Below are 22,633 nucleotides of genomic sequence, written 5' to 3'. Positions count from 1 at the left end.
GCGGGCGCTGCGAGGTAGGTGACGCTGCGGCTGCGGGTGAGCGCGTAGGGGTGGGCCGAGCGCAGGGTGCGGTACACCGCGGTGGCGAAGTCGTCGTCGTACAGCCGCAGGACGACCCGTAGATCGGGGCGCACCGTCCTGGCGTACAGGGCGGCTTCGAGGTTGGTGGTGTCCGCGCTGGTCAGGGCGAGCAGTGTGTGTGCCCGGTGGATCTTGGCGGCTTCCAGGACGCCTTCCTGGGTGACGTCGCCGAGGACGACGGGCACGCGCAGGCGGCGCGCGGTCGCGATCCCGCGGGCCTCGGGGTCGGCCTCCACGCACACGACCGGGGTGTCGAGTTCGCGCAGCCGCGTGAGCACGCGCGTACCGATCTTGCCGAGCCCGAGCAGGACGACATGGCCGGAGAGTCCGCGAGGCGGCCGGCGCAGCGCGGATCCGCTGCGGAAGGTGCCGAGCGCTTCGAGGACCGCGGCGAGCAGCACGGGAAGAAGCAGCAAGCCGACGAGACTGGTGAGGAGTTGGAGGATTTGGCGGCCTTGGTCCTGGTTGAGCGCGGGCTCGTTGATGGCGAAGAGATCGAGCAGCGTCAGATACGTGGCGTGCAGCGCATGGTCGTCCGTCATCACCATCGACGCGATCACGAGCGCGACCACACAGCCCACCAGTCCGGCGAGCGACCAGCGCAGTCGCCGGGAGAACAGCGCGGCGAAGGGCAGTGCGGGCACGACGCCACGGCCCGTGGGAGCGGTGGGGCCGGAGTACGACACCGTTTCCAGGACGACGGTGCCGCGGCCGGTCGCGGCGGCCACGGAGCGTTCGTCGGGCAGGAGTTGAGGGCCGTGTTCACCACTGCTGTCGGAACCGTCCGCGCCGGCTGGGTCGTTGGTCGTCGCCGAGAGCAGCGCGAGGGTGCACAGACCGGGGTCGGCCACCTGGCCGGGGCCCGGCGGCGGTCGTTCCATGGCCCGCAGCAGCAGCCCCTCCGTCTGCACGACCTTGGAGGTCCCGGCCACCGCGGTCGCCGCCAGGGCGGGAGCGGCGGTGTCGGCGTCGGAGAGGACGGTGGTGGAGGCGTCGATGTGACCGGGCTCCCCGGAATCACCGGCACCGTCTCCGTCCCTGGTCCCGGTCCCTGCTCCTGCCATGGCCAGGGCCGAGGCCTGGTCCAGCAGGGCCTCGAGGTGCTGGCCCAGGCGGCGGTTGTAGAGCCGGATGACCAGGCGCAGCCGGGGGTTGAGGCGGCGGGCGGTGAGGGCGGCGCGGATGTTCGTCTCGTCGTCGTCGTACACGAGCGCCAGCGCGTCCGCCCGCTCGACGCCCGCTTCGGCGAGCACGGCCTCGGTCAACTCACCGGCCTCCAATGGCTCGGGAGGCGCCCCTTCACCGGCGGTCCGGCCCGCGGAAGCCCCGCCACCGCCACTGCCGCCGTTGCGTGGCGCCCGGTTCACCGCCGCCGACACCCGGTCGAGCAGCGTGGACGCCCGCCCGACGACCGGTGGCCGTACGGTCCGCACGGCGGACGGTACGACCAGCGTCACCTGCTCCCCGTACACCCCGCGCAACTCGGCCGCCAGCCGGTGCGCCAGGGCATCGTCCCCGCACACCACCATGTGCGCGGCATCGTCCCTGGACCCGCTCTGATACGGAAGGCTCCCCACAACTGCACAGAGTGCCTCACCAGCACGGGTGGTTCCACCACGGCCCCTTGACGGACCCCTTGACGTATCTTCCGCTCGCCGCTCGGGAGTTGGAAGCGCCGGTTCGTGCGGCGACCCCCGCACCACCGCCACGACCCTCCGCCGTGATCCTGCCGACGGAAAACCCCTGGGGCAGCCCGTGCCCACCTGCCTAGGCTGACAGTCATGAGCCGCCGCCAGGACATACAGGACATAGACGTACGCCCGATCACCGAGACCGAGATCCCGGACTGGATCCGCGCGCTGAACACCGGCTTTCTGCGACCGCCCGCCGTCTCGGAGGCGGAGATCGCGGACCGGAGTTCGTACCTCGTGCCGGAGCGCACGCTGGGGGCCTTCGACGGCGGGCGGTGCGTGGCGACGTTCCGGTCGTTCGCGCAGGAGCTCACGGTGGTGGGCGGGGGCTTCGTACCGGCCGATGCCATTTCGAATGTGACCGTCACCTCGACCCATCGGCGGCGTGGGCTGCTCACGCGGATGATGGCGCGGGACCTGGCCGCCGCGAAGGAACGGGGCGACGTGGTGGCGACGTTGATCGCGGCCGAGTATCTGATCTACGGCCGGTACGGCTTCGGGCCGGCCACCACCGCCACCGAGTGGACGATCGAGGTGCCGCGGGCGGGGCTGGATCCCCGGTGGGCGGGCCCGGACGACGGCGGGCGGATCGACCTCGTGGACGGCGAGGACGTACGCAAGATCGGGCCGGAGCTGCACGAGCGGCTCAGGCGCGTGCGGCCGGGTGTGGTCGACCGGGACGAGCGGTGGTGGCAGGTCAGCACAGGTGTGCTGACGCTGGACCGGGTCGCGTGGACCGAGCCCTTCTACGCCGTGTACCGCAATGCGCACGGCGAGGCCGAGGGCCTGCTCACCTACACCACGGACGGCGAATGGGACGACGGCAAGCAGCCGCTGAACACGGCGAAGGTGAAGGACATGATCGCGGTGTCGCCGGCCGCCGAGCGCGCGCTGTGGCAGCACGTCTGCTCGGTGGACTGGGTCACGGCGGTGAAGACGGGCCATCGCGCTCCGGACGACCTGCTGCCTCTCCTGCTGCCGGACCCGCGGGCCGCGCGGCTCACCACGCAGGCCGACTGGCTGTGGGTGCGGATCCTGGATGTCGTACGGGCTCTTGAGGCGCGTACGTACGCGGGTACCGGGACGCTCGTGCTGGAGGTCACCGATCCGGACGGGCTGTCCGCCGGGCGGTACCGGCTGGACGCGTCACCGGACGGGGCGAGCTGCGTACGAACCACGGACGCCGCCGAACTCACGCTGGGAGCAAGCGAGTTGGCGGCGCTCTGGCTCGGGGACGAGTCGGCGGTGCGGCTCGCCGCGCTCGGCCGGGTGGCCGAGTCGCGGGCGGGCGCCGCAACCACCGCCGACGCCCTGTTGCGTACGTCCAGGCGGCCTTGGTGCCCGGACGTCTTCTGAAGTCTGTGTCACCTCCTCCCTCCGTAGCGTGATGGGAACGGACTGACCGAGCTCCCGGCTCCCCTCCGGAAGGGAGCCCGGCCAGCCGGACTGTCGGACGGTGGCGTCCGGTCAGCCGGTCTGGGTGAGCAGCACCACGAGAATGAACGCTCCGATGCCGCCGATGTACGTGTTCTTGGCCTTGATGCCGATGGAGAGGAGAACGAACGCGATGAGGCCCATCGCCCCGAACTTCAGCTGGACGAACTGCTCGAAACCGATGATGAGGGCGGCGATGACGAGGGTGGCGATGAGCGGCATTTCGGTCCCTCCTTCGGGATGGGGACGCGGTGACCGGCGGTGACCAACTGGTCGATCCAGTCACCGGTGGTAACCAACTTCTCCAAAAGTCTGGCCATGTTGCCGAAGTTGGTGACCAACTCCAAGGGTTTTATCTCCGCCTGGATGCGTCTCATAACCACCTTCACGGTAACTGCCCAAAGATGGCGCGAAGTTGTACTGTTTGGTTGTGGACGCGAAACACGCCGCCGTCAATGGGCGGAATCGGTCTCAACGGCCCCAGCGACCACAGCGGTCACACCGAGAGGTCGCTGACGCGCTGCGCAGCCGGATCAGGTCCGGAGAGCTGCAGCCGGGACAGCGCATGCCCACACAGGCCAGGCTGGCCGACGAGTTCGGCGTCGAGCGCGGTGCCGTACGCCAGGCGCTGCGCATCCTGCAGTCGGAGCACCTGCTCTCCAACGTTTCCAAGGGCAGCCCGGCGACGGTCGCCCCGGACGTGGGCAAGGTCCTGCCCGGGCCGGAGACGCCGCAGCCCACGATGGTGGCGCTGGCGCCGCGGATAGCGGACGCCTTCACGGCCCCGCACGTGGAGATCGACGCCCTGTGCCTGAAGGCGGTCTCCCTCACGCTCGCCATGAGCGAGCCCCTCCGTCTCATCCACGAGGGCCGTATGAAACCGGCCAAGGTCGACGTCCGGGTCCTGCTGCCGAGCCGCGACATCGACCTCGCCTTCCCCGTCCCGGTGGACGGCGGCAGCGATGACGACCTGGTGCACGAACGCTGGCTGGCCCAGCGCAACTCCCAGGGCCAGGTGCTCCGCCACAACCTGCTGGCCTTAAGGGCCTCCCACGGCATCGATGTCCATGTGACGTTCCGCGCGCTGCCGTTCACCCCGCCGGTGAAGCTGTATCTGCTGAACGGGGAGGAGGCGCTGTTCGCGTATTACACGCTCACGCGGCGCGGCGAGGAGATCGACCACGAGTACCTGGAGATGTACGACACCGAAGGCACGCAGTCCATGCTGTTCCCCTTCGAGCAGGGGCCCGCACTGCGGGACACCACCTTCGTGGAGCAGTCGCATCTGTGGTTCAACGCACTGTGGGAGACCATCAGTCTGGAGCTGGAGCTCACGAACTGAGGTCTCCCACGGGTGGGTCTTCGAGCGGAGGATCTTCGGGTGGTGGATCTTTCGGAGGGCCGGTCGGCAGATCGGTCGGGGCGGGGTCTTCCCAGCTCACATTGTCGGGCCCGCGACGAGTACGGCGAGCAGGACCGCCCCGATCGAGCTGCAGGTGTGGCTCTTCGTCTTGATCCCGATGCTGAGCAGAAGCAGGCCGAAGATGCCGACGGGTCCGTAGTGCCACTCGACGAGCTCCTCGAAGCCGACGACGAAGACTGCGGGGATGAGTGCGATGGCGGGCATGGTGGATCCTCCTTCGGGCAGTGCCTGGCTTCCAGGGGCGGACGAGCAGAGCGGACAGAGCGGGTACTTTCGGGCGCGTACTGCGTATCTGCCAAGTGCTTGCGAAAGGAGGGAGGCATTCCGCCATCTTGGCTTAGTTGGTTGCCAACTATGATTAACTTACCCCAAGTTGGTCGACGTTAACCGGCAAGTAGCGAACAACTCGCCTAAGATGGAGCAAAGTTATAGCGTTTGGTCGTGACCCAGGAGAATGTCGCAGTGAACGGCAGCAGAAGGCTCTCGCCCCAGGAGATCGCCGACATCCTGCGGGACCGCATCCGCAGCGGCGAGCTGAAGGCCGGCGACCGCCTGCCCACGCAGGCCGAACTCGCCGACGAGTTCGGCGTGGAACGCGGCACGGTCCGCCAGGCCCTCCGCGCCCTCCAGGAAGACGGCCTGCTCAGCAACGTCAGCAAGGGCAGCCCCCCGCGTATCGCCGAGGTGACCCCGTCCACCGACAAGCCCCAGCCGACGATGGTGGGCCTGGCCCCGCAGCTGATGGAGGCCTTCACGGCCAAGCACGTACGCATCGACGCGGCCTGCCTCACCGCCGAGACCCTGCTGACAGCCCTGGGTGAACCGGTGCGCCGCATCCACGCGGGCGACCTCCGTCCGGAATCCATCGACGTACGCATCCTGCTGCCGTCTCGGGACATCGACCTGGCCTTCCCCGTCCCGGTGGAGGGACGCGGCGACGACGACCCGGTCCACCGGCGCTGGCTGGAACAGCGCAACGCCCAGGGCCAGGTCCTGCGCTACAACCTCCTGGCCCTGCGCGCCTCCCACGGCATCGACGTCCATGTGACGTTCCGCGCGCTGCCGTTCACGCCGCCGGTGAAGCTGTACCTGCTCAACGGCGTCGAGGCCTTGATCGCGTACTACATGCTGACGCGACGCGAGGAGGAGTGGGAGAGCGGAACCCTGGACATGTACGACACGCTGGGCTACGAGTCCCTGCTCTTCTCCTTCGAGAAATCCGCCGGTGAACGGGACGCTGCCTTCGTCGACGAATCCCAGAAGTGGTTCGACGCCCTCTGGGCAACCATCACCACTGACCTGACACTCTCCTAGTGACTCCTGATACGAAGCAGCAGACTGAGCTGGTGACGGCAGAGACTGAGAAAGCGAAAGAGACAGAGAAACTGAGGGGACTGGTCGCTGGAGCGCGCTTTGTGCTCTTCGACTTCGATGGCCCGATATGCCGGTTGTTCGCGGGGCACACGGCGGAGCAGGTGGCCAAGGACCAGGTGCGGTGGCTCGAGGAGAGAGGCCTGCGTGGGCTCCTCACGGAGGAGGAACAGGCCGAACCCGATCCCCATATCGTGCTGCGGATGGTCGATCGTCGGCATCCCGACAGCGACCTCGTGTTCGAGCTGGAGAAACGTCTCACCCTGCAGGAACTGAGGGCGGTGGAGTCGGCGTACCCCACGGCCCACGTGGATCCACTGATCCGGACCTGGCACGCGCTGGGGGTACGGCTGGCCGTTGCAACCAACAACTCCCCGCTGGCCGCCGCCCGTTATCTGACCACCCGCGGTCTGACGGAGTGTTTCGCCCCGCACTTCTACGGTCGCACCCAGGACCTCTCGCTCTTGAAGCCGCACCCTCACTGCCTGAACCGCGCCTTGAGCGCCCTGGGCGCCGAGCCCTCCGAGACGCTCATGATCGGCGACCAGCCAACGGACTTCGAGGCGGCCCAAAGCGCCGGAGTCAGCTTCTTGGGTTACGCGCGTAACGAAGCCAAGGTGGAGGAGCTGCGGGCCGCCGGAGCCAGGGTGGTCGTGGAGGAGTTCAAGTCCGTACTGAAGATACTCGGGGGCCGGGTCTGAACCACGCTCGGAAGCGGTGAGGCGAACGACTGTGCGTCCAATTGGGCTGTTTTGCCTGGTGGTTGGTGGAGGTACGGTCGGTGTGTGGTTGAGGGTCGGGTCGGCGATGGGGGCGGCAGGGAGTTCGAGCGCGTGCTGGACGCGCTGCGGACTCGCTTGACCGACGGCACGTATCGGGTCGGCAACCGTCTGCCGCTGCAGCGTGAGCTCGCCGAACACTTCAGCGTTTCCCGGGACACCGTGCAGCGGGTCCTGAAGGCGCTGGTCAGTGAAGGCTGGATCGAGTCGCGTCAGGGCAGTGGCTCCCGTGTGATCAAGACCCAGCGGATCCAGAGCACGACGGCGCGGAGCGCGAAGTCGGGCCCTGTGCCGCTGGGCCCGATGATCGGCGAGGCATTCGACGAGCCCGAAGTCACCCTGGATATCCACACGTTGACGTCCCAGTCCTTGGATACGCACATCCGGGTACAGGTGGAGCGGATCCGTTCGGGGGAGATCGCCCCGCAGCGTATTGCCGTGCGTATGCTCCTGCCTGCCGAGGAGCTGGAGTTGCCCTATCCGCGGGCCAAGGACGACCCGGCCGATGCGCGCCCGCGGGATCGTCTGCTGTCCATTGAGCGCAGGTCCACCGCTTCGCTGCAGGACGTTCTCGGGAATCTGCGCGCCGAGAACCTCGTGCCGGACGTCAGCCTGGAGATCCGTCACGCACCACTGACGCCGACCTTCAAGCTCTACCTGCTCAATGGCACCGGGGCGCTGTTCGGACCGTACGAGGTGACTGAGCGCCCCATCTTTCTGGAGGAGAACGAGGAGATCGACGCGATTGACGTCGTCGAGATCAGCGCCGGCCTCACGCACTACGTCAAGGACGGCAACCCGGACTCCCCGGGAACCTTCTTCGTGAACAGCATGCAGGACTGGTTCAACTCGGTGTGGAACCTGCTTGCCGAGTAGGCCTGTCCTCAGGCCTGAGCCATCAACAGCACGAACAGCACGGCACCGGCGGTGAGGCACGTCGAGTTGCGGGCCCGGACCCCACAGGTGATCAGCAGCAGGCAGACGATGCCCATAGCCCCGTACCGCCATTGGATCAACTGCTCCAGGCCGAGGCTCAACACGACTGACAGCACTTGGAAGATGACCATGACCCCACCCCTTTGTCTCTGACACTTCCAGCGAAGCGATCAACTAGTCGTCCAATTGGACTGGTTGACTAAGATTGGTCTTCCCTTGTTGTCTGATCCCTTAACCGGCAGGCTTGGTGGGCTGTTGAGTTGACTGGAAGTGGTTTGTTTCTCGACTGGAAGAGGTACGGTCGGTGTGTGGCTGAGGGTCGGGTCGGCGATGGGGGCGGCAGAGAGTTCGAGCGCGTGCTGGACGCGCTGCGGACCAGCCTGACCGACGGCACGTACCAGGTCGGCAACCGTCTGCTGCCGCAGCGAGAGCTCGCCGAACACTTCAACGTTTCCCGGGACACCGTGCAGCGCGTTCTGAAGGCGTTGGCCGGAGAGAAGTGGATCGAGTCCCGCCAGGGCAGCGGAACCTGGGTGATCAAGACCCAGCGGATACAGTCCCCGACGGCGGATGCCGCGCAGCCCGGCCAAGCTGTGACGCTGGCCAGCCTCATCGGTAAGGCGTTCAAGCAGTCCGAGGTCACCCTGGATGTCTACACACTGACGTCCGAGTCCCTCAACGCCCACGTCAGGGTGCAGACGGAACGGATCCGCGCGAAGGAGATAGCGCCGCAGCGCATCGCCCTGCGCATGCTGCTGCCTTCCGAGGCACTGGAACTGCCCTATCCACGAGCAAAGGACCCCGCCTACAACGAGCCCATGCGGCAACGCCTGCTTAGCATCACCCGCTTGCACACGGCGTCGTTGCGACGCGCCCTACGGGAACTGCGGACCGAGGGCCTGGTCTCCACCGTTGACATCGAGATCCGGCACGCGCCGCTGACCCCCACGTTCAAGCTCTACCTGTTCAACGGTGCCGAAGTACTGCACGGTCCGTACGAGGTCCTCGAGCGCCGCATCGAGCTGGACAGCGGCGAGGAGATCGATGCAGTCGACGTGCTCGGCGTTGGCGCCACTCTCACGCACTACGTCAAAGACGACGATCCGAATTCGCAGGGGTCGGTCTTCGTCGGCAACATGCAGTCCTGGTTCGACTCCGTCTGGAACCTGCTTGCGGAGTGAGTGCAAAAAAACGGCCTGAATCTCACAATCATGCCCATCCCGCCGGGCTCGTATACCTCATTGAGACCAACACTTAACGGACTCCGCTCGTGAGGGATCTCAGCCGACGATACTGTGTGCTCACCTTCGAACGTCAGCCAGGAGCGGCCAGTGGGCACACCGCGTGACCTCAGCCGCATCTCCCGGGAGCGAAGGGCCGCCGATCAGGCCTACGACGAGTTCGTGGACCTGGCGAAAGAGCACGGGACGATGAGCGGTGGCCATCACAACCGCAATTACGTGCTGCCTCTCACCGAGGACATGGCGCGCCATGTGCGGCGCGAGGCCGGCACATCCGTGACGGTGCGGATCCGCAAGCCCGAGGCACTGCCGGTCGTGATCAGGACCTGGCAGCACGAGTCGGAGATTCTGAACGCCGTCAAGGGCGTTTTGCGCCACGTGCCGGAGTGCCTGGCCGAACGTGGAGGTTCTGCGGTCCACAGCTACGTGGAGGGTGTCCCGCTCTCCAACGTGTGCCCGAACGGCAAACCGGTCGACAGACTGCTGATCAAGGCCCTGGCCGAGCTGCTGGCGCAGATGTCCCAGGTGCGCAGGGAGGCGTTGCCGCCGCTGCCCGCTGCCTGGCCGCGTAACGACAAGGACAGCCAGGGGTTTCTGCATACGCTGGCGCGCCTCGCGGACCGGCAGATCCGTCAGCCCAATTGGCCTGCCTTCGGTGGACTGTTCACGGCCCTGGGCATCCCCGAGGACGCCCTGACCCGTCTGGCCGACCGGGTGCCCGCTATGGCGCGCCGCCCGTACAGCCTGCTGCACGCGGATCTCCACCGGGACAACGTGATCGTGACCTACAGCGGTAAGCCGCCCCTGATCTGCGTCGACTGGGAACTCGCGTCCTACGGTGACCCTTTGCACGACCTCGCCACGCATCTCGTCCGCATGCAGTATCCCGAGTTCCAGTGGGACGAGGTCATCGACGCGTGGGCCGAGGCCGTGCAGGCCACGCGCCCTCTCGCCGTGAACGGCCTCGCCAAGGACCTGCGTCACTACATCGACTTCGAGCGAGCCCAGTCCGTCTATCCCGATGTGATGCGTGCGGCGAAGTCGCTTGAGGAATCGTTCGACCAGAAGAGCCTGGACGAGGCGACGGCTTCCGTGCGCCGTGCTTTGGAAGCCGCCGCCAAACCTCTCCGACTTGCCAGTGTGGCGAGCGAGACGGAGATCGAGAGGGTTCTCTTCCGGTGGCAGGCGTCCCGGCTGGAACGGCACCCGGGTGTCCGGTCGGTCAACGTCATCAGCTGGGATCCGGATGCGAGAGTGTCGGAGCATCCCGATTTTCCGAAGTCCGCGGTATTCGACGCGTTGATCGCGGAGGGGGCGGCCCCCGCGAGCCGGGTGTTCAAGGGCACCGCACACCTCAACTCGGTGGTCCGGGTTCCGGGCGTCGACTTTCCAGTTGTCGTACGCCGCAAGGTGGCATCGGTCAGCCGCCGTGAGCCCAGCTTTCTCAGTGAACACGCCGTGCTCCGGGCCATCGAACGGTCGCAGGTCGCGGTGACGGCGCCGCGGGTGCTCGCCCTGGGCACGAGCTATCAGGACGACCCGTTCGCCATCCACACCTATGTTGGTCCGCCCGACGATGATCAGCCCCCCAGCCATCCGGAGCACGGTCTGCTACCTCATGAGGCGGACGGGCTGGTTGACCAGCTTTGTGCGCTGACCAACGTCGATTACGGTCCTCTCGACCCAATCGGTGAGATCGCGGACGCGTCGGAGTTCTACGGCTGGCTGAGCGAGCAACTGGTGGCGCTGGTCCGGAAACTGCCCAAGGAATCGCAGCTGATGGCACGCAACCTCGGCCTGCCCGATGCCTCCCGGCTCAGCCAGATCCTGTCGCGGCATCGAGTGACACCGCGTCGGCCGGCCCTGCTGCACGGTGATCTGAACCCCTGGAACCTCGTGCGCCGCGACGATGCGCTCGCCCTCACCATCATCGACTGGGAGATGGCGATGGTCGGCGACCCGCTGTACGACCTGGTCCGGCACATGCATCTCACCCCGACCCAGCCCGACATCCGCAAGCGCATGTTCCGCCGCTGGGCGCGGAAGCTTCCCAGCACGCACACGAAGGACTGGGAGCAGGACTGGCGCGTCTACCGGTGGATCGAGAGCATCCGCTCCGCCTACGTGGATCTCGACCGCCTGGTGACCGGCGCCAGCCTCGACGCCCCGAACGTCCGCAGGGCGGTGGACTCGTACGCAGTGACCCTCGCGGTTGCCAAGGGGTCACTCGGACTGCCCACTCGCGCTACCGCGAACCCCTATCTTGCCCGCGCGTTGCCGTACGGAGACCATGGCGGCATCAGTCGGGCCGGGTTCACTGTGGGCGCATGACACGTCGCCGGACGGCCCGAGGCGAGGGGGCCGCTAATGTCCGGGGCGGGAAGTGGCGGAGCCGACGGCGGGTGGGGCTTACGGCTGAGGCGGTATCAGGAGCGGTTGGAGCCTGTGGTGACGCGGGTCCTGCTCATCGGGATCTTCGTCGGCGGGCTGACCGCCCAGTTCGTCAAGCCGGTCGGAGACGCCCTGGAGGGCAAAGGGTTCCTCGGCGGTGCGCTGCTGAGCCTGGTGGGCTATGTGCTGTACGACGCGGTGAGGAAGCTCTCCTCGTCGGTCAGGACGCCCAGCCGCGCTCTGGTGAACTCGCGCCAGCTCGGTAGTTTCGTCGGTGAGGCCTTCCGGGCCCAGAAGGTGGAAATCAGCTTCCTCGGTTACACCGGGGAGACGCTTTACAACGAGCTCTACCACCGGCTGGAGGAACTGCCTGTCGATCCCGGTCCGACCAAGCGAGTCTCCGTCAGGATCCTGGTGCCCGACTTCCGCCTGCCGATGACCGTGCCCTCCCGTGTCGGGCACGACGGGGCGCCTGTGGACGACCCCGAGTTCCGTGAGCGCATTGAGCGGAAGTGCAAGGAGTACGACGGGATACTGTCGGGCCTCGCGGAGCAGCTCACGGCCAACGGCACGGTCGCCGTCGAGTGCGAGTACCGCCTCTATCCCGGCATTCCGCGGGACAAGATCTGCATCTTCAACCGGAAGCAGGTCCTGCACGGCCTCTACAACGTGGCCGCCCGTATGCGGCTGAACCACCTGGATCCGGAGTTCTACGACCCCAAGGGCTACAGCACGGACCTCAATGTCTGGTCCCGAGAGGGCACGGCTGCCGCCGACGCAGCCATTTCCACGTGGAACAAGCACTTCGACGATCTGTGGAATCTTGCGGCAATCCCCGCGTGGAGGCAGGGACCGTGACGTGAGGCGTCCCCGAAGGACGTCACACGGCGGCCCAGCCGCTCCGCTCGCATGCGGCCCGTGGTGCGTACGCTCGTCCGCATGAGCGACACGGGACTGCGCGAGCGCAAGAAGCGGCGGATGTACCAGGAGGTCTCCGACCTGGCCATCGCGCTGTTTCTGGAGAAGGGGTTCGAGAAGGTGTCGGTCGCCGAGGTCGCCGCCGTCGCCGAGATCTCCAAGCCGACCCTCTTCCGGTACTTCCCGGCCAAGGAGGACCTGGTCCTGCACCGGTTCGCCGACCACGAGGACGAGGCCGCGCGGGTCGTTGACGAGCGGGCCGAGGGGCAGTCGCCGCTCGAAGCGCTGCGGGTGCACTTCCTCGGCGGCCTTGAGCGGTGTGATCCCGTCACCGGGCTCAACGACGCGGAGCCCGTGCTCGCCTTTCACCGGCTGCTCTACGGGACGCCCTCGCTCGTGGCCCGGTTGTCCGGGTTTCTGGAGCGGTCCGAGGAGGCGCTCGCCCGTGCTCTTGGCGGGGACCTGGAGGCGCGGCTCGCCGCCGGGCAGATCGTTGCCGTGCGGCGGATCCTCGCGATGGAGAACGTGCGGCGGATGGCGGCGGGGGAGTGCGCGGAGGAGGTCCGGGCGGATGCTGTCGCCGCGGCCGAGCTGGCCTTTCGGCAGTTGACGGCGGGGCTGAAGCGGTTCGCGTGAGCGCGCGGTGGGCCACGGTCCGCCGTTTCCGTCCGTATGTGAGACTCGATAAGAAATTTAACTCGGTAACGTTTCGCCGTTATCCTTGCTGGAATGACGTCCCCCGAGCCCTCCCTCCAGCACGCTCTCACCCAGGAACGCGCCCATCACGAAACCTGCCGAGCCGCCCTCGCGGCGATGATCGACGGCGCCCAGGAGCATGTCGTCACCGGCGAGGACGTCTCCGCTTCCGGGGCCGACGCCGAAGTGCTCGGGTATCAACTGCGCAGCAAGGCAAAGGAGTTGCGCGAGCTGCCCGACGGTCCTTTGTTCTTCGGGCGGTTGGATTTCGACGGCGGCGAACACGCCGGGCAGAGCTACCACGTCGGTCGGCTGAGGATCAGCGAACACCCCGCCGCCCCGCCCCTCGTCGTCGACTGGCGCGCCCCCGTCTCACGTGCCTTCTACCAGGCGAGTGCCCACGACCCGCAGGGCGTCCGCGTGCGCCGCCGGTTCGGCTGGGCACCGGGCAGCCGGGGCGAGTCCGCCGACCTCACCGGTCTGGAGGACGAGCACCTCGGGACGGGCCTCGGTGCAGGGGAGACCCGGCAGCAGAGCCGTATCCTCGCGGGCGAGATCGAGCGCCCCCGCGTCGGCCCCATGCGCGACATCGCCGCGACCATCCAGCCCGAACAGGACGATCTCGTACGCGGCGACCTGGCGGCCTCCGTCTGCGTGCAGGGCGCCCCGGGCACCGGCAAGACCGCGGTCGGGCTGCACCGCGCCGCGTACCTCCTCTATACGTACCCGCAGCGCATCCAGCGCTCCGGCCTGCTGATCCTCGGTCCGAACCGCACCTTTCTCTCGTACATCTCGGCGGTGCTGCCGGCGCTCGGCGAGACGGGCGTGCGGCAGTCGACCCTCGCGGACGAGATCGCCCGCCATCCCGTGGCGGCCACGGACGCGGAAGCGGCGGCCGTCGTGAAGCACGACGCGCGGATGGCTCAGGTGTTGCGCCGGGCGTTGTACGCCCGCGTGGGGACGGACGGGCCGGGCGACCTTGCGGTGCCGGACGGTTCGTACCGCTGGCGGATGTCCGGTGAGGAGCTGGCGCGGATCGTGGCGGGCGTACGGGACGAGGAGCCGCCGTACGCGGTCGGGCGTGAGCGCGTACGGACGCGGGTCGTGCGGCACATCCAGCGGCAGGCCGAGCGGCGGGCGGGGGCGGTGCCGAACGCATGGGTGCGGAAGATCGAGCGGGCGCGGGCGGTCAGCGCGTACGTCGACGCTGTCTGGCCCGCGGTGCGGCCCGAGGAGGTTCTCGCGGAGCTGCTCGCCGATCCGGACGCGCTGGCCGTGGCGGCGGACGGGGTGCTGGACGCGGACGAGCAGAAGGCGGTTCTGTGGGCCCGGCCGCCTCGCTCGTACAAGTCGGCGCGGTGGTCGGCAGCCGATCTCGTGCTGCTCGACGAGGTGGCGGGGCTGGTCGAGCACCCGGAGGGGTACGGGCACTTGGTGATCGACGAGGCGCAGGATCTGTCGCCGATGGAGTGCCGGGCGATCGGGCGGAGGGCGGCCTTCGGCTCGGTGACGGTGCTCGGTGATCTCGCGCAGGGGACCACGCCGTGGGCCGCGCGTGACTGGGCCGAACTGCTCGGGCATCTCGGGAAACCGGAGGCCGCGTCGGTGCCGTTGACGACCGGGTTCCGGGTGCCGGGGGCGGTGGTCGAGCTGACGAACCGGCTGCTGGCGCGGCTGGATGTGCGGGTGCCCGCGGCTCGGTCACTGCGGAGGGACGGTGAGCTGAGGATTCGGCAGGCCGCGGACGTCGTCGGGGAGACCGTCGCGGCTGTGCGGGACGCGCTCGCGCACGAAGGATCCATCGGGGTCATCACCGCCGACTGCGATGTCGTACGGGTGCGGGAGGCGCTCGGGGCCGCGGGGATCGAGTCGGCGGGGCCCGACGAACTGGGCGCACGGGTCGCGGTGCTGGGGGCCGGGGTCGCCAAGGGGCTCGAGTACGACCACGTGGTCGCCATGGAGCCGGCGGCGATCGCGGATGCGGAGACGGAGGACGAGGGGGAGGGCGAGGGAGCGGCGGGGGCGAGTGCGCGAGGGCTGCGCCGGCTGTATGTCGTACTGACTCGGGCCGTGTCCCGGCTCGATGTGGTGCACGGTCGGGCGCTGCCGTTCGACTGAGGCCGCTCGGAGCCCCGCGACCGAGCTTTGCGACCGAGTCCTGCGGCCCGGCCCCGCGACCCCCGTCGGCGGTCCTGAGTTGCCGGTCCCCGTGCCCGGTGCCACCGTGAACGAGGGGCAACGCCGACGGCCTGGCAATGGGCAACCTTGCAGGTCACGACAGTACGCGTTGATACACGGCTGAACCGCGCCCCACGATCCGTGGTGCCTGACAGTCCGTGCGTCGGCGCGCGTCCACGCAACAGGGGGAGCGCACAGAAAGCGGGAGAACCACATGGCGAACGGATCCATGGACCGACGCGCCTTCGGCGAGCAGCCGGGCCGACCAGGCTGGCCCAACAGCCCCGGGATGGGCCAGGGCACGGAGTACACCGGCCGGTACGTGATCCTGCTCGACCAGAGCAACCAGGAGAGCGGACTGAACGCACTGCGTTCCTCCGCCGACATCGCGTCCGTCGAACGTGTCCGAGGAACCGAGGCCGGCAATATCGCCGAACTCCTGGAGCGCCCCGACGTCTCGGTGCACTTCGAGGAACTCGGCGTCGCCGTCGTCGAGGTGCGGCCGGAGCAGCGCCACGCGCTGGTGACCACGGCCGAGGCGGAGCCCTCGATCATCGCGGCGGAGCCGGAGCGCCTGGTCTACGCCTCGCCGGTCATCACTCCGCAGCAGGCGCCGACCGAGTTCTACCCGGCCTACCGCAGCGACGAGGACGTGGTCGCGCGCCACACGCGGGCCGAGATGGCCGCCGCCCAGGGCCCGGCCTGGGACGAGCAGAGGTGGACCTGGGGCCTGCAGGCGATCCACGCACACCTGTCCAGCCTGACCGGACGCGATGTGAAGATCGCCGTCCTCGACACCGGCGTGGACACCGACCACCCGGACTTCGCCGGCCGCATCGAGGCGACGGCCTCCTTCGTGCCCAACGAGAGCGTCGTGGACGGCAACGGTCACGGCACGCACTGCATCGGCACCGCGGCCGGCCCGGCCAAGCCGCAGCAGGGACCCCGTTACGGCGTGGCCTGCGAGTCCCGGATCCTCGCGGCGAAGGTGCTCAACAACGCGGGCACGGGCACCGACGGCCAGATCCTGGCGGGCATGGCCTGGGCCGTCGCCCACGGCGCACGGGTGATCTCCCTGTCCCTCGGCGCGCGCGTCCAGCCGGGTGAGCTGTTCCCGCAGACGTACGAGAAGCTGGCCCAGCGCGCGCTCGAGCGGGGCACGGTGATCGTCGCCGCCGCGGGCAACGAGAGCAACCGTCCGCCGGACATCAAGCCCGTCGGCCGGCCCGCCAACTGCCCCTCCATCCTCGCGGTGGCCGCGCTGACCAAGGCGATCACGTCGGCCTTCTTCTCCAACGGCGGCGTCAACGGCCAGGGCGGCGAGGTCAACATCGCAGCCCCCGGCTGGCAGGTGCACTCGGCTGCCCCCGGCGGCGGGTACCAGCCCATGAGCGGCACCAGCATGGCCACGCCGCACGTCGCGGGCGTCATCGCCCTGCTCTCCCAGGCGAACCCCAACGCCTCCGCGGCCGACCTCGTGGCGGCCCTGAAGTCCGGAGCGTTCCCGCTGATGCTGCCCGCCCGGGACGTCGGCGCCGGTCTGCTCCAGGCGCCGTGAGCGAGTCGAACCGGTCCGCTCCGGTCGGGGTCGTCCTCGCGGTCGACCCCGACCGGTTCGCGGAGGTGGTCGAGGCCCTGCGGCAGGCCGGACTGACGGTCACCGGAGAGCAGCCGATCCTCGGCACGCTCTCCGGCACCGTCGCGGAGGACCGTGTCCCGGCCCTGGAGGCGGTCGACGGCGTCGAATCCGTGGACCGGGACATCACCATCCAACTGCCCCCGCCCGACTCCTCGATCCAGTGAGTTCACATCCGGTGATCAGGCCGGCGCGTCGAGTATGGGGATCAACTGCTCCTCCTCGTACGTCAGATGGACTTCGAGTGCGTCCGTGAGGCGTTCGACTTCCTTGCGTACGAGTTCCCTGTGTACGGAGGCGGGGCCGCCCTCGCTCCCCGGGTCCGCGGTGTTGGGGCCCGCGGTGTCGATGACCGTCTTCAACTCCTCTGTGAGCGCGGCGATCTGCTCGTGCTCCCGGCTCAGGCGGTCGATGACCGGGGCGAGTTCGGGATAGCGGCCGGCGAGAGCCGGGAACATGGCGACATCCTCGCCGGTGTGGTGGTTGTGCAGGCCCTGGCAGAAGGTCAGGCAGTTGACGCGGAGCTGGGCGCCGAGGGCGGTGGTGCCCGGCCCCGCGTCGGTGAATTCCTTGCGGATCAGGGCGAGTTCGCGTCGGAACGCGTCGTGGATGACCTTGAGGTACTCACCCATCGATGAGGCGGCCACGTTCGGCGGGCCGTCGCTCGGGATCTCGTGCAGGGCGACCACGGGGATCACGCGGTCGGTCTTCGCCTGGTACTCCGCCCAGCCCGGCTCGGCCTCGACCGCCCGTGCGAAGACCCGGTCGCGCTCTTCGCCCTCCAGGACGACGGCCCGTGCCTCGTACGTGAACACCCCTGTTTCCACGGTGACTTGAGGGTGGACGAGGAGGTTGCGGAACCAGTCCGGGTGCTTCGGCGCACCGCCCGCCGAGCCGATGACCAGGACCCTGCCGCCGCCGTCGGGGAGATAGCCGACGGGGGTGGTGTGCCGGGTGCCGGTACGGGCTCCCGTGGTGGTCAGCAGGAGCAGCCGGGCTCCTTCGAAATAGCCGCCCACCTGGCCGGCGTTTCTGCGGAACTCTTCGATGACCTGTCGGTTGAATTCGTTGGGCATTCTCTTCTTTCTTCTCGGGACTCTGCGAATTTCTGCATGAGGGCAGGGCGAATTACCACGGGCGGCGAATGGGGCGCGACCGTGGTGAAGGAACGGCGGAAGGGTGCGCGGATTTCGACGGAGTGATCCGGAGCGCATCCGGCACCAGGTGAGAACACATCCGGCACCGGGCGAAAGGCATCCGGCACCAGGTGAAGACGTCGCGTGAGCGTCGGCAAGGGGCATACGGGCACGCGGATCACGGATCACGGAAGAAAACACGCGTGGCGACGCAGCCGCCGTACTCAATACGCGTACTCAGAAAATGGCGGGCCCCTGGCCCACCCCGGCCTCACGCAGAGGCCGGGAACCCAACTCGCTCTTGGCCCATGGCCGACCCGGCAGTCACGGGGAAGACGTTAATGGAATGCGGGCGGTTGAGCAATGCCGTATTTCTCGCCATGGCTGTGCGGCACGCGGAAGGCGCGGCGATAAGCGGCCGGGGTGGTGCCGAGCGCGCGGTGGAAGTGCTGGCGGAGGCCGTCGCCGCTGCCCAGTCCGCTGCGTTGGGCGACGGTGTCCACCGGGAGGTCGGTGGTCTCCAGCAGCTCCCGAGCGCGCGCCAGCCGCTGCTGGTTGAGCCAGCGCAGCGGAGTGGTGCCGACCTCGCGCGCGAAGTACCGCTCGAAGGTACGAGTACTCATTCCGGCACGTGCCGCCAACTCCCCTACTGTCAGCGGCTGTTGGAGTCGCTCCAGGGCCCAGTCCAGGACCGGGGCGAGTCCCTGCCCCGATGTCTGTACGCGGGGCGTGCGGGCCGGTGCGTACTGCGACTGGTCGCCCTCCCGGTGCGGGGCGACGACCATACGGCGGCCGACCTCGGCTGCCCCCGCCGAGCCGTAGTCGTGGCGCACGATATGCAGGCAGAGATCGATGGCGGCCGCGGTACCCGCACTGGTGAGGATGGAGCCGTCATCGATGTACAGGGCCCGCTCGTTGACGCGTACGCGGGGATGGCGGCGGCGCAGTTCGTCCGCGTACATCCAGTGCGTGGCGGCCTCGCGCCCGTCCAGCAGTCCGGCCGCGGCCAGCACGAACGCCCCGGAACACAGCGATGCCACCCGTGCCCCTCGGGCGTGCGCGGCACGCAGTTCGTCGAGCAGTTCCTCGGGCGGCTCGTACGCGTCGCCCATCACGCACGCCGGTACGACGACGAGGTCGGCCTCCCGCAACGCGTCCACGCCTCGCTCGGCGGTCAGGCTCAGCCCGCCGGGCGCCCGCTGGATGCCACCAGGCGTGGTGCTGCACAGCGTCAGCTCGTAACCCTCGTCGAACACGGCGCAGGGCACCGAGAGCTCGAACAGAGAGGCCTTCTCCAGGAGCGCGACCACAACGCGTATCGGTCCTGCCTGCTTGTCGTCGGCGTACTTGTCCTTGGCCATGACGTAAATCTAGTGCTTCCTGACGTTTCCGCCACTGGTTCGGCGTCTCCCCAGGTCACAGGCTTGAGATATGGCTATGACACGCATCATCGGTCGTCCCCAGTGGCACGTCGGTCTCGCCGGACTCAGCGCCATCGGCGTGACCTTCGGCTTCGCCCGCTATGGCTACGGCCTCTACCTCCCCGAATTCCGCCGGGAGTTCGGCTTGTCCGTCGCGACGGTCGGTCTGATCGGCAGTGCGAGCTACATCGGCTTCGTGGTGGCCCTGCTTCTGGTCGGCACGCTGGTCGCCCGTTTCGGCCCGCGCGCCATGGTGATCATGGGCGGAGGGTGCGCGACCGCCGGCATGGGCCTGGTCACCGTCGCCCGCGATCCGGCCGCCCTCACCACGGGTCTGGTGCTGGCGGGCATGAGTTCCGGCTGGGTCTGGGCTCCGTACTCCGACGTGGTGGACCGTGTGATCCCGCGGAACCGTCGCGAGCGCGTCATGGCGGTGATCGCCACCGGCACCGCCTTCGGCGTCGTCGTCGCGGGACCGCTCGCCCTGTTCCTCCGTAACTCCCACTGGCGGCACGCCTGGTCGGTCTTCGCCGTGGCCGCGCTGGCCGCCACGGTCTACAACGCGCTGGTGCTGCCCGGCGGTTCGCACCACGCAGCGCCGCACGGCGCACGCGGGCGGAGCGAGGCCGACCGAGCCGGATCAGGGGCAGGCCGGGGCTGGTTCCTGCGCCGCCGCGCCGTCCCGCTCTACCTCACGGCGGTCTCGTACGGGCTGGTGGGCGCCGTGTACTGGGCGTACGCGATCGAGGCGATCACCGACGAGACCGGCTCCGGCTCGGCCACCGCGCCGCTGTTCTGGACCCTGATGGGGCTGGCCGGTACGGCGGGCGCGCTGACCGGCCATGCCATCACCCGCCACGGTCTGCGCCGCACGCACATCGGGCTGTTCACCGGCCTCGCCGTCGCCGTCGCCCTGCTCGGCACCGCCCCGGGCTCGCTGCCCGCCGTGGCCGCCTCCGCGGTGCTGTACGGGCCGTGCTTCATGGCCGGTTCGGCGCTGCTCGCGGTCTGGAGTTACTACACCTTCCCGGAGAAGCCCTCCACCGGCTTCACCGCGACCATCCTCTTCGTAGGCCTGGGCACCATCACCGGCCCCGCCACACTCGGCGCCCTCGCGGACAGCCACGGACTGCGCGCCGCATTCCTGGTCACGGCCCTGGTGGCAGCCACCACACTCCTTGTACGCCCCGGCTCATGGCTCGGCCCGCGTTCCGGTACGGGCAAGGCCCGGAACGAGTACGGCCACGAGTACGGCCGCCACGGGCAGGTGCATCAGGGTCGGCGAGGCGCGGGTCCCGCCCGTCATCCCCACGGAAACTGACGCGCCCGGACGCGCCTGGATGAACCGGCCGAACTCGTACCGGTGCCGCCGGCGAACAGGAAGACTGACCCCATGGAACTCGTCTTCACCGGCCAGGTGATCGAATGGCGCGGGCCGTCGCCGTACTACTTCGTCCGCGTGCCGGGCGAGGAGTGCGACGACATACGCGAGGTGGCCGCGATGGCCACGTACGGCTGGGGCGTGATCCCGGTCGAGGCCCGGATCGGCGAGATTGCCTTCGGGACGTCGCTCTTCCCCAAGGACGGCGGATACCTGCTGCCTCTCAAGGACGCTGTGCGCAAGCCGCAGGGCCTCACGGCAGGTGACGACGTGACCGTGAAGCTGACGGTCCGAATCTGAGCAGTGAGCTCCCTGCGGGTTAGCAGGCGCAGGTTGGCAACGAAGAACGACCTGCCGGTGCCAAGTGGCTGTGACTTTCAGCGTTAGGTGTCACCGACGTCGTCGGCTGACCTGCGATGCCCCGTTGAGGTCGCAGCGGTATCTGTCACCGAATGCGTGAGCTTGTTGGCACCACTTGCGTGTTCGCAGCTGAGTTGTCACCGTGTGTGTCCTGTACGTGCAGAATGCGGGGTCATGGGCGAGCAGGACACCAGCATCAAGACGACCGTAGCTGGTCGGAGCATCAATCGCCGCGCTCGCCTTCCCGGTGCTCGGGCCGGTGGGAGTGGTGGCGGTGCGCCAGTGGGTGGCCGCCGTGGTGCTGCTGTGCGCCGGCCGGCCGAACCTGAGTTCATTCACTGCCGCGCAGTGGCGGCCGGTCCTGGGTCTTGCCGCGGTGTTCGCGACCATGAACCTCACGCTGTATGCGGCGATCGACCGGATCGGGCTCGGCCTTGCGGTCACCCTGGAGTTCCTCGGCCCGCTTGCTGTGGCGCTGGCAAGCTCCCGCCGCCGTATCGATCTGGCCTGTGCTCTCGTCGCTGCGGCGGGCGTGGTGGTCCTCACCCGTCCCCGGCCCAGCACGGACTCTCTCGGCATCGGCCTGGCCCTGATCGCCGCCGTCTGCTGGGGCTGTGACATTTTGCTCAACCGCACCGTGGGCGAGCGCCTGCCCGGGCTGCAGGGATCGGCCGCCGCCGCGGCCGTCTCCGGCCTGCTCTATCTGCCCCTCGGCGCCGCTGCCCTGTGGCTCCACCAGCCCACCGTCGGAGCCCTGCTGTGCGCGCTGGCCGCCGGTGTGCTGTCCTCCGCGGTGCCGTTTCTCGCCGACCTGCTCGCGCTGCGCCGGGTCCCCGCCCGCTTCTTCGGGATCTTCATGAGCGTCAATCCGGTGTTCGCCGCGCTGATCGGCATGCTCGTCCTCGACCAGCATCTCGGTGCGGCTTCGTGGCTGGCCGTCACCGTGATTGTCGCCGCCAACGCTGTCTCCGTGGGCACCGCCGCCGGCCACTCGAAGAAGAAGACCGACCTCTTGCGGTGAACCCGCGCCGGGCGCCCGCATCCCCGTGTGTGCCTTCGCCCTCCGCCATGGCGACGTACGGGCCCTTCCCGACGGCGGTATTTCCGCGCGAAAGAAGGTACGCAGCCCGCCTGGGTTCATGGCGCCGGTACGGCACCGATCTGCTGCATCACCCCGAGGAGGTCGGGCTGCCCCCGTTCGCCGACGATCCGGCCGTCGGCCAGATAGTAGAAGTTCATGGCCTGCACCGAGATCTTGTTGCCGGTCGCCGGGATCCCGAAGAATTCACCGTCGTGGGTTCCCCGCATGGTGAACCGCGCGGCGACCGTGTCGCCTTCGGTGACCGTCTCCTCCAGCGTCCACTGGACGTCCGGGAAGGCGCTGCGCATCATCCCGAGGACTTCCATGTACCCATCGGGCCCCCGCAGCGGTTCCGGGTGACTGGGTGCGTGGAACACCGCGTCCGGAGAAATGACCTCGCGAGCGAGACCCTCGTCGCCCGTGTTGATGAACTCGACGAAGCGGTTCATCACTGACTCGCTGGACTGCGCCGGCATCTT

General features: G+C 68.6%; 22 protein-coding genes. 15 read left to right on the top strand and 7 right to left on the bottom strand.

Translation table 11 applies throughout. The annotated features are described in order from the left end of the window. The coding region (locus IEZ21_RS19415; protein WP_246567913.1) for an NAD-binding protein at positions 1 to 1,610 on the bottom strand (1,610 nt) is incomplete at its 3' end. 252 nt (positions 1,611 to 1,862) lie between these two features. On the opposite strand from IEZ21_RS19415, the gene IEZ21_RS19410 reads away from it, so the two are divergent. Then, positions 1,863 to 3,128 carry a GNAT family N-acetyltransferase gene (locus tag IEZ21_RS19410; protein WP_189323162.1) on the top strand — a complete coding sequence of 422 codons (1,266 nt, stop codon included), beginning with the start codon at positions 1,863 to 1,865 and terminating at the stop codon, positions 3,126 to 3,128. Positions 3,129 to 3,239: 111 nt separating this feature from the next. Here IEZ21_RS19410 and IEZ21_RS19405 read toward each other — a convergent pair whose 3' ends face one another. Further along, positions 3,240 to 3,428, bottom strand: a complete 189-nt coding sequence (locus IEZ21_RS19405) for a hypothetical protein (RefSeq protein ID WP_033322263.1) — start codon at positions 3,426 to 3,428, stop codon at positions 3,240 to 3,242. Between the two features lie 202 nt (positions 3,429 to 3,630). Here IEZ21_RS19405 and IEZ21_RS19400 point away from each other — a divergent pair, with 202 nt between their 5' ends. Next, positions 3,631 to 4,548: a winged helix-turn-helix domain-containing protein gene (locus IEZ21_RS19400; RefSeq protein WP_189323161.1), complete on the top strand. Its 918-nt coding sequence runs from the start codon at positions 3,631 to 3,633 to the stop codon at positions 4,546 to 4,548. Between the two features lie 96 nt (positions 4,549 to 4,644). Here the strand turns inward: IEZ21_RS19400 and IEZ21_RS19395 are convergent, their stop codons facing one another. Then, a complete protein-coding gene (locus IEZ21_RS19395) occupies positions 4,645 to 4,833 on the bottom strand; it encodes a hypothetical protein (protein ID WP_189323160.1) in 189 nt (62 codons plus the stop codon). 231 nt (positions 4,834 to 5,064) lie between these two features. Between IEZ21_RS19395 and IEZ21_RS19390 the strand changes: the two genes are divergently transcribed. The 3 genes from IEZ21_RS19390 (at position 5,065) to IEZ21_RS19380 (ending at position 7,655) form a co-directional block, all read left to right on the top strand. Beyond that, positions 5,065 to 5,943, top strand: coding sequence for a GntR family transcriptional regulator (locus IEZ21_RS19390; RefSeq protein WP_189323159.1), 879 nt, complete (start codon positions 5,065 to 5,067; stop codon positions 5,941 to 5,943). 32 nt (positions 5,944 to 5,975) lie between these two features. Then, positions 5,976 to 6,701 (top strand): HAD family hydrolase, encoded by a 726-nt coding sequence (locus IEZ21_RS19385; protein ID WP_246567902.1) that lies wholly within the window; start codon positions 5,976 to 5,978, stop codon positions 6,699 to 6,701. Positions 6,702 to 6,833: 132 nt separating this feature from the next. After that, complete coding sequence (locus tag IEZ21_RS19380) at positions 6,834 to 7,655, top strand: winged helix-turn-helix domain-containing protein (RefSeq protein ID WP_246567900.1); 822 nt, start codon at positions 6,834 to 6,836, stop codon at positions 7,653 to 7,655. Between the two features lie 8 nt (positions 7,656 to 7,663). Here the strand turns inward: IEZ21_RS19380 and IEZ21_RS19375 are convergent, their stop codons facing one another. Then, positions 7,664 to 7,846: a hypothetical protein gene (locus tag IEZ21_RS19375; protein WP_189323156.1), complete on the bottom strand. Its 183-nt coding sequence runs from the start codon at positions 7,844 to 7,846 to the stop codon at positions 7,664 to 7,666. A 177-nt stretch (positions 7,847 to 8,023) separates the two neighbouring features. Between IEZ21_RS19375 and IEZ21_RS19370 the strand changes: the two genes are divergently transcribed. The 7 genes from IEZ21_RS19370 (at position 8,024) to IEZ21_RS19340 (ending at position 16,942) form a co-directional block, all read left to right on the top strand. Beyond that, on the top strand, positions 8,024 to 8,896 hold the full coding sequence (locus tag IEZ21_RS19370; protein WP_189323155.1) for a winged helix-turn-helix domain-containing protein: 873 nt from the start codon (positions 8,024 to 8,026) through the stop codon (positions 8,894 to 8,896). Positions 8,897 to 9,145: 249 nt separating this feature from the next. Then, the gene (locus tag IEZ21_RS19365) at positions 9,146 to 11,287 is read left to right on the top strand and encodes a phosphotransferase family protein (protein ID WP_189323206.1); all 2,142 of its coding nucleotides are present in this window, start codon (positions 9,146 to 9,148) and stop codon (positions 11,285 to 11,287) included. A gap of 117 nt (positions 11,288 to 11,404) precedes the next feature. Next, complete coding sequence (locus IEZ21_RS19360) at positions 11,405 to 12,205, top strand: hypothetical protein (protein ID WP_246567898.1); 801 nt, start codon at positions 11,405 to 11,407, stop codon at positions 12,203 to 12,205. A gap of 81 nt (positions 12,206 to 12,286) precedes the next feature. Next, positions 12,287 to 12,901, top strand: a complete 615-nt coding sequence (locus tag IEZ21_RS19355; protein WP_189323153.1) for a TetR/AcrR family transcriptional regulator — start codon at positions 12,287 to 12,289, stop codon at positions 12,899 to 12,901. 93 nt (positions 12,902 to 12,994) lie between these two features. Continuing rightward, complete coding sequence (locus IEZ21_RS19350; protein ID WP_189323152.1) at positions 12,995 to 15,079, top strand: HelD family protein; 2,085 nt, start codon at positions 12,995 to 12,997, stop codon at positions 15,077 to 15,079. Positions 15,080 to 15,353: 274 nt separating this feature from the next. Next, entirely contained in the window at positions 15,354 to 16,697 is a 1,344-nt protein-coding gene (locus IEZ21_RS19345; protein WP_189323151.1) for a S8 family peptidase, read from the top strand. After that, on the top strand, positions 16,694 to 16,942 hold the full coding sequence (locus tag IEZ21_RS19340; protein ID WP_189323150.1) for a hypothetical protein: 249 nt from the start codon (positions 16,694 to 16,696) through the stop codon (positions 16,940 to 16,942). The genes IEZ21_RS19345 and IEZ21_RS19340 overlap by 4 nt, the downstream gene beginning before the upstream one ends. 15 nt (positions 16,943 to 16,957) lie before the next feature. Here IEZ21_RS19340 and IEZ21_RS19335 read toward each other — a convergent pair whose 3' ends face one another. Continuing rightward, positions 16,958 to 17,851: a nitroreductase/quinone reductase family protein gene (locus tag IEZ21_RS19335; protein WP_189323149.1), complete on the bottom strand. Its 894-nt coding sequence runs from the start codon at positions 17,849 to 17,851 to the stop codon at positions 16,958 to 16,960. A 398-nt stretch (positions 17,852 to 18,249) separates the two neighbouring features. Beyond that, positions 18,250 to 19,272, bottom strand: a complete 1,023-nt coding sequence (locus IEZ21_RS19330) for a GlxA family transcriptional regulator (protein WP_189323148.1) — start codon at positions 19,270 to 19,272, stop codon at positions 18,250 to 18,252. A 70-nt stretch (positions 19,273 to 19,342) separates the two neighbouring features. On the opposite strand from IEZ21_RS19330, the gene IEZ21_RS19325 reads away from it, so the two are divergent. The 3 genes from IEZ21_RS19325 to IEZ21_RS19315 all read left to right on the top strand — a co-directional run bounded on the left by IEZ21_RS19325 (position 19,343) and on the right by IEZ21_RS19315 (position 22,094). Beyond that, a complete protein-coding gene (locus tag IEZ21_RS19325) occupies positions 19,343 to 20,653 on the top strand; it encodes an MFS transporter (protein WP_189323147.1) in 1,311 nt (436 codons plus the stop codon). Positions 20,654 to 20,725: 72 nt separating this feature from the next. Continuing rightward, positions 20,726 to 21,013, top strand: coding sequence for a DUF1905 domain-containing protein (locus IEZ21_RS19320; RefSeq protein WP_189323146.1), 288 nt, complete (start codon positions 20,726 to 20,728; stop codon positions 21,011 to 21,013). A gap of 271 nt (positions 21,014 to 21,284) precedes the next feature. Next, positions 21,285 to 22,094, top strand: coding sequence for an EamA family transporter (locus IEZ21_RS19315; RefSeq protein ID WP_189323205.1), 810 nt, complete (start codon positions 21,285 to 21,287; stop codon positions 22,092 to 22,094). A gap of 116 nt (positions 22,095 to 22,210) precedes the next feature. Here the strand turns inward: IEZ21_RS19315 and IEZ21_RS19310 are convergent, their stop codons facing one another. After that, positions 22,211 to 22,603, bottom strand: coding sequence for an ester cyclase (locus IEZ21_RS19310; protein WP_246567896.1), 393 nt, complete (start codon positions 22,601 to 22,603; stop codon positions 22,211 to 22,213). Positions 22,604 to 22,633: the final 30 nt, after the last annotated feature.

The organism is Streptomyces flaveus (genome assembly GCF_014647675.1).
Taxonomy (GTDB): domain Bacteria; phylum Actinomycetota; class Actinomycetes; order Streptomycetales; family Streptomycetaceae; genus Streptomyces; species Streptomyces flaveus.
Note: the sequence above shows the minus strand (reverse complement) of the source record. Positions and strands in the feature narration are given on the sequence as shown.

What these genes read in the sequence shown, in the direction of transcription:
- IEZ21_RS19410 (WP_189323162.1), top strand. Translation starts at nt 1,863, where the DNA reads ATGAGCCGCCGCCAGGACATACAGGACATAGACGTACGCCCGATCACC.
- IEZ21_RS19405 (WP_033322263.1), bottom strand. Translation starts at nt 3,428, where the DNA reads ATGCCGCTCATCGCCACCCTCGTCATCGCCGCCCTCATCATCGGTTTC.
- IEZ21_RS19395 (WP_189323160.1), bottom strand. Translation starts at nt 4,833, where the DNA reads ATGCCCGCCATCGCACTCATCCCCGCAGTCTTCGTCGTCGGCTTCGAG.
- IEZ21_RS19375 (WP_189323156.1), bottom strand. Translation starts at nt 7,846, where the DNA reads ATGGTCATCTTCCAAGTGCTGTCAGTCGTGTTGAGCCTCGGCCTGGAG.
- IEZ21_RS19365 (WP_189323206.1), top strand. Translation starts at nt 9,146, where the DNA reads ATGAGCGGTGGCCATCACAACCGCAATTACGTGCTGCCTCTCACCGAG.
- IEZ21_RS19355 (WP_189323153.1), top strand. Translation starts at nt 12,287, where the DNA reads ATGAGCGACACGGGACTGCGCGAGCGCAAGAAGCGGCGGATGTACCAG.
- IEZ21_RS19350 (WP_189323152.1), top strand. Translation starts at nt 12,995, where the DNA reads ATGACGTCCCCCGAGCCCTCCCTCCAGCACGCTCTCACCCAGGAACGC.
- IEZ21_RS19345 (WP_189323151.1), top strand. Translation starts at nt 15,354, where the DNA reads ATGGCGAACGGATCCATGGACCGACGCGCCTTCGGCGAGCAGCCGGGC.
- IEZ21_RS19335 (WP_189323149.1), bottom strand. Translation starts at nt 17,851, where the DNA reads ATGCCCAACGAATTCAACCGACAGGTCATCGAAGAGTTCCGCAGAAAC.
- IEZ21_RS19330 (WP_189323148.1), bottom strand. Translation starts at nt 19,272, where the DNA reads ATGGCCAAGGACAAGTACGCCGACGACAAGCAGGCAGGACCGATACGC.
- IEZ21_RS19325 (WP_189323147.1), top strand. Translation starts at nt 19,343, where the DNA reads ATGGCTATGACACGCATCATCGGTCGTCCCCAGTGGCACGTCGGTCTC.
- IEZ21_RS19320 (WP_189323146.1), top strand. Translation starts at nt 20,726, where the DNA reads ATGGAACTCGTCTTCACCGGCCAGGTGATCGAATGGCGCGGGCCGTCG.
- IEZ21_RS19310 (WP_246567896.1), bottom strand. Translation starts at nt 22,603, where the DNA reads ATGAACCGCTTCGTCGAGTTCATCAACACGGGCGACGAGGGTCTCGCT.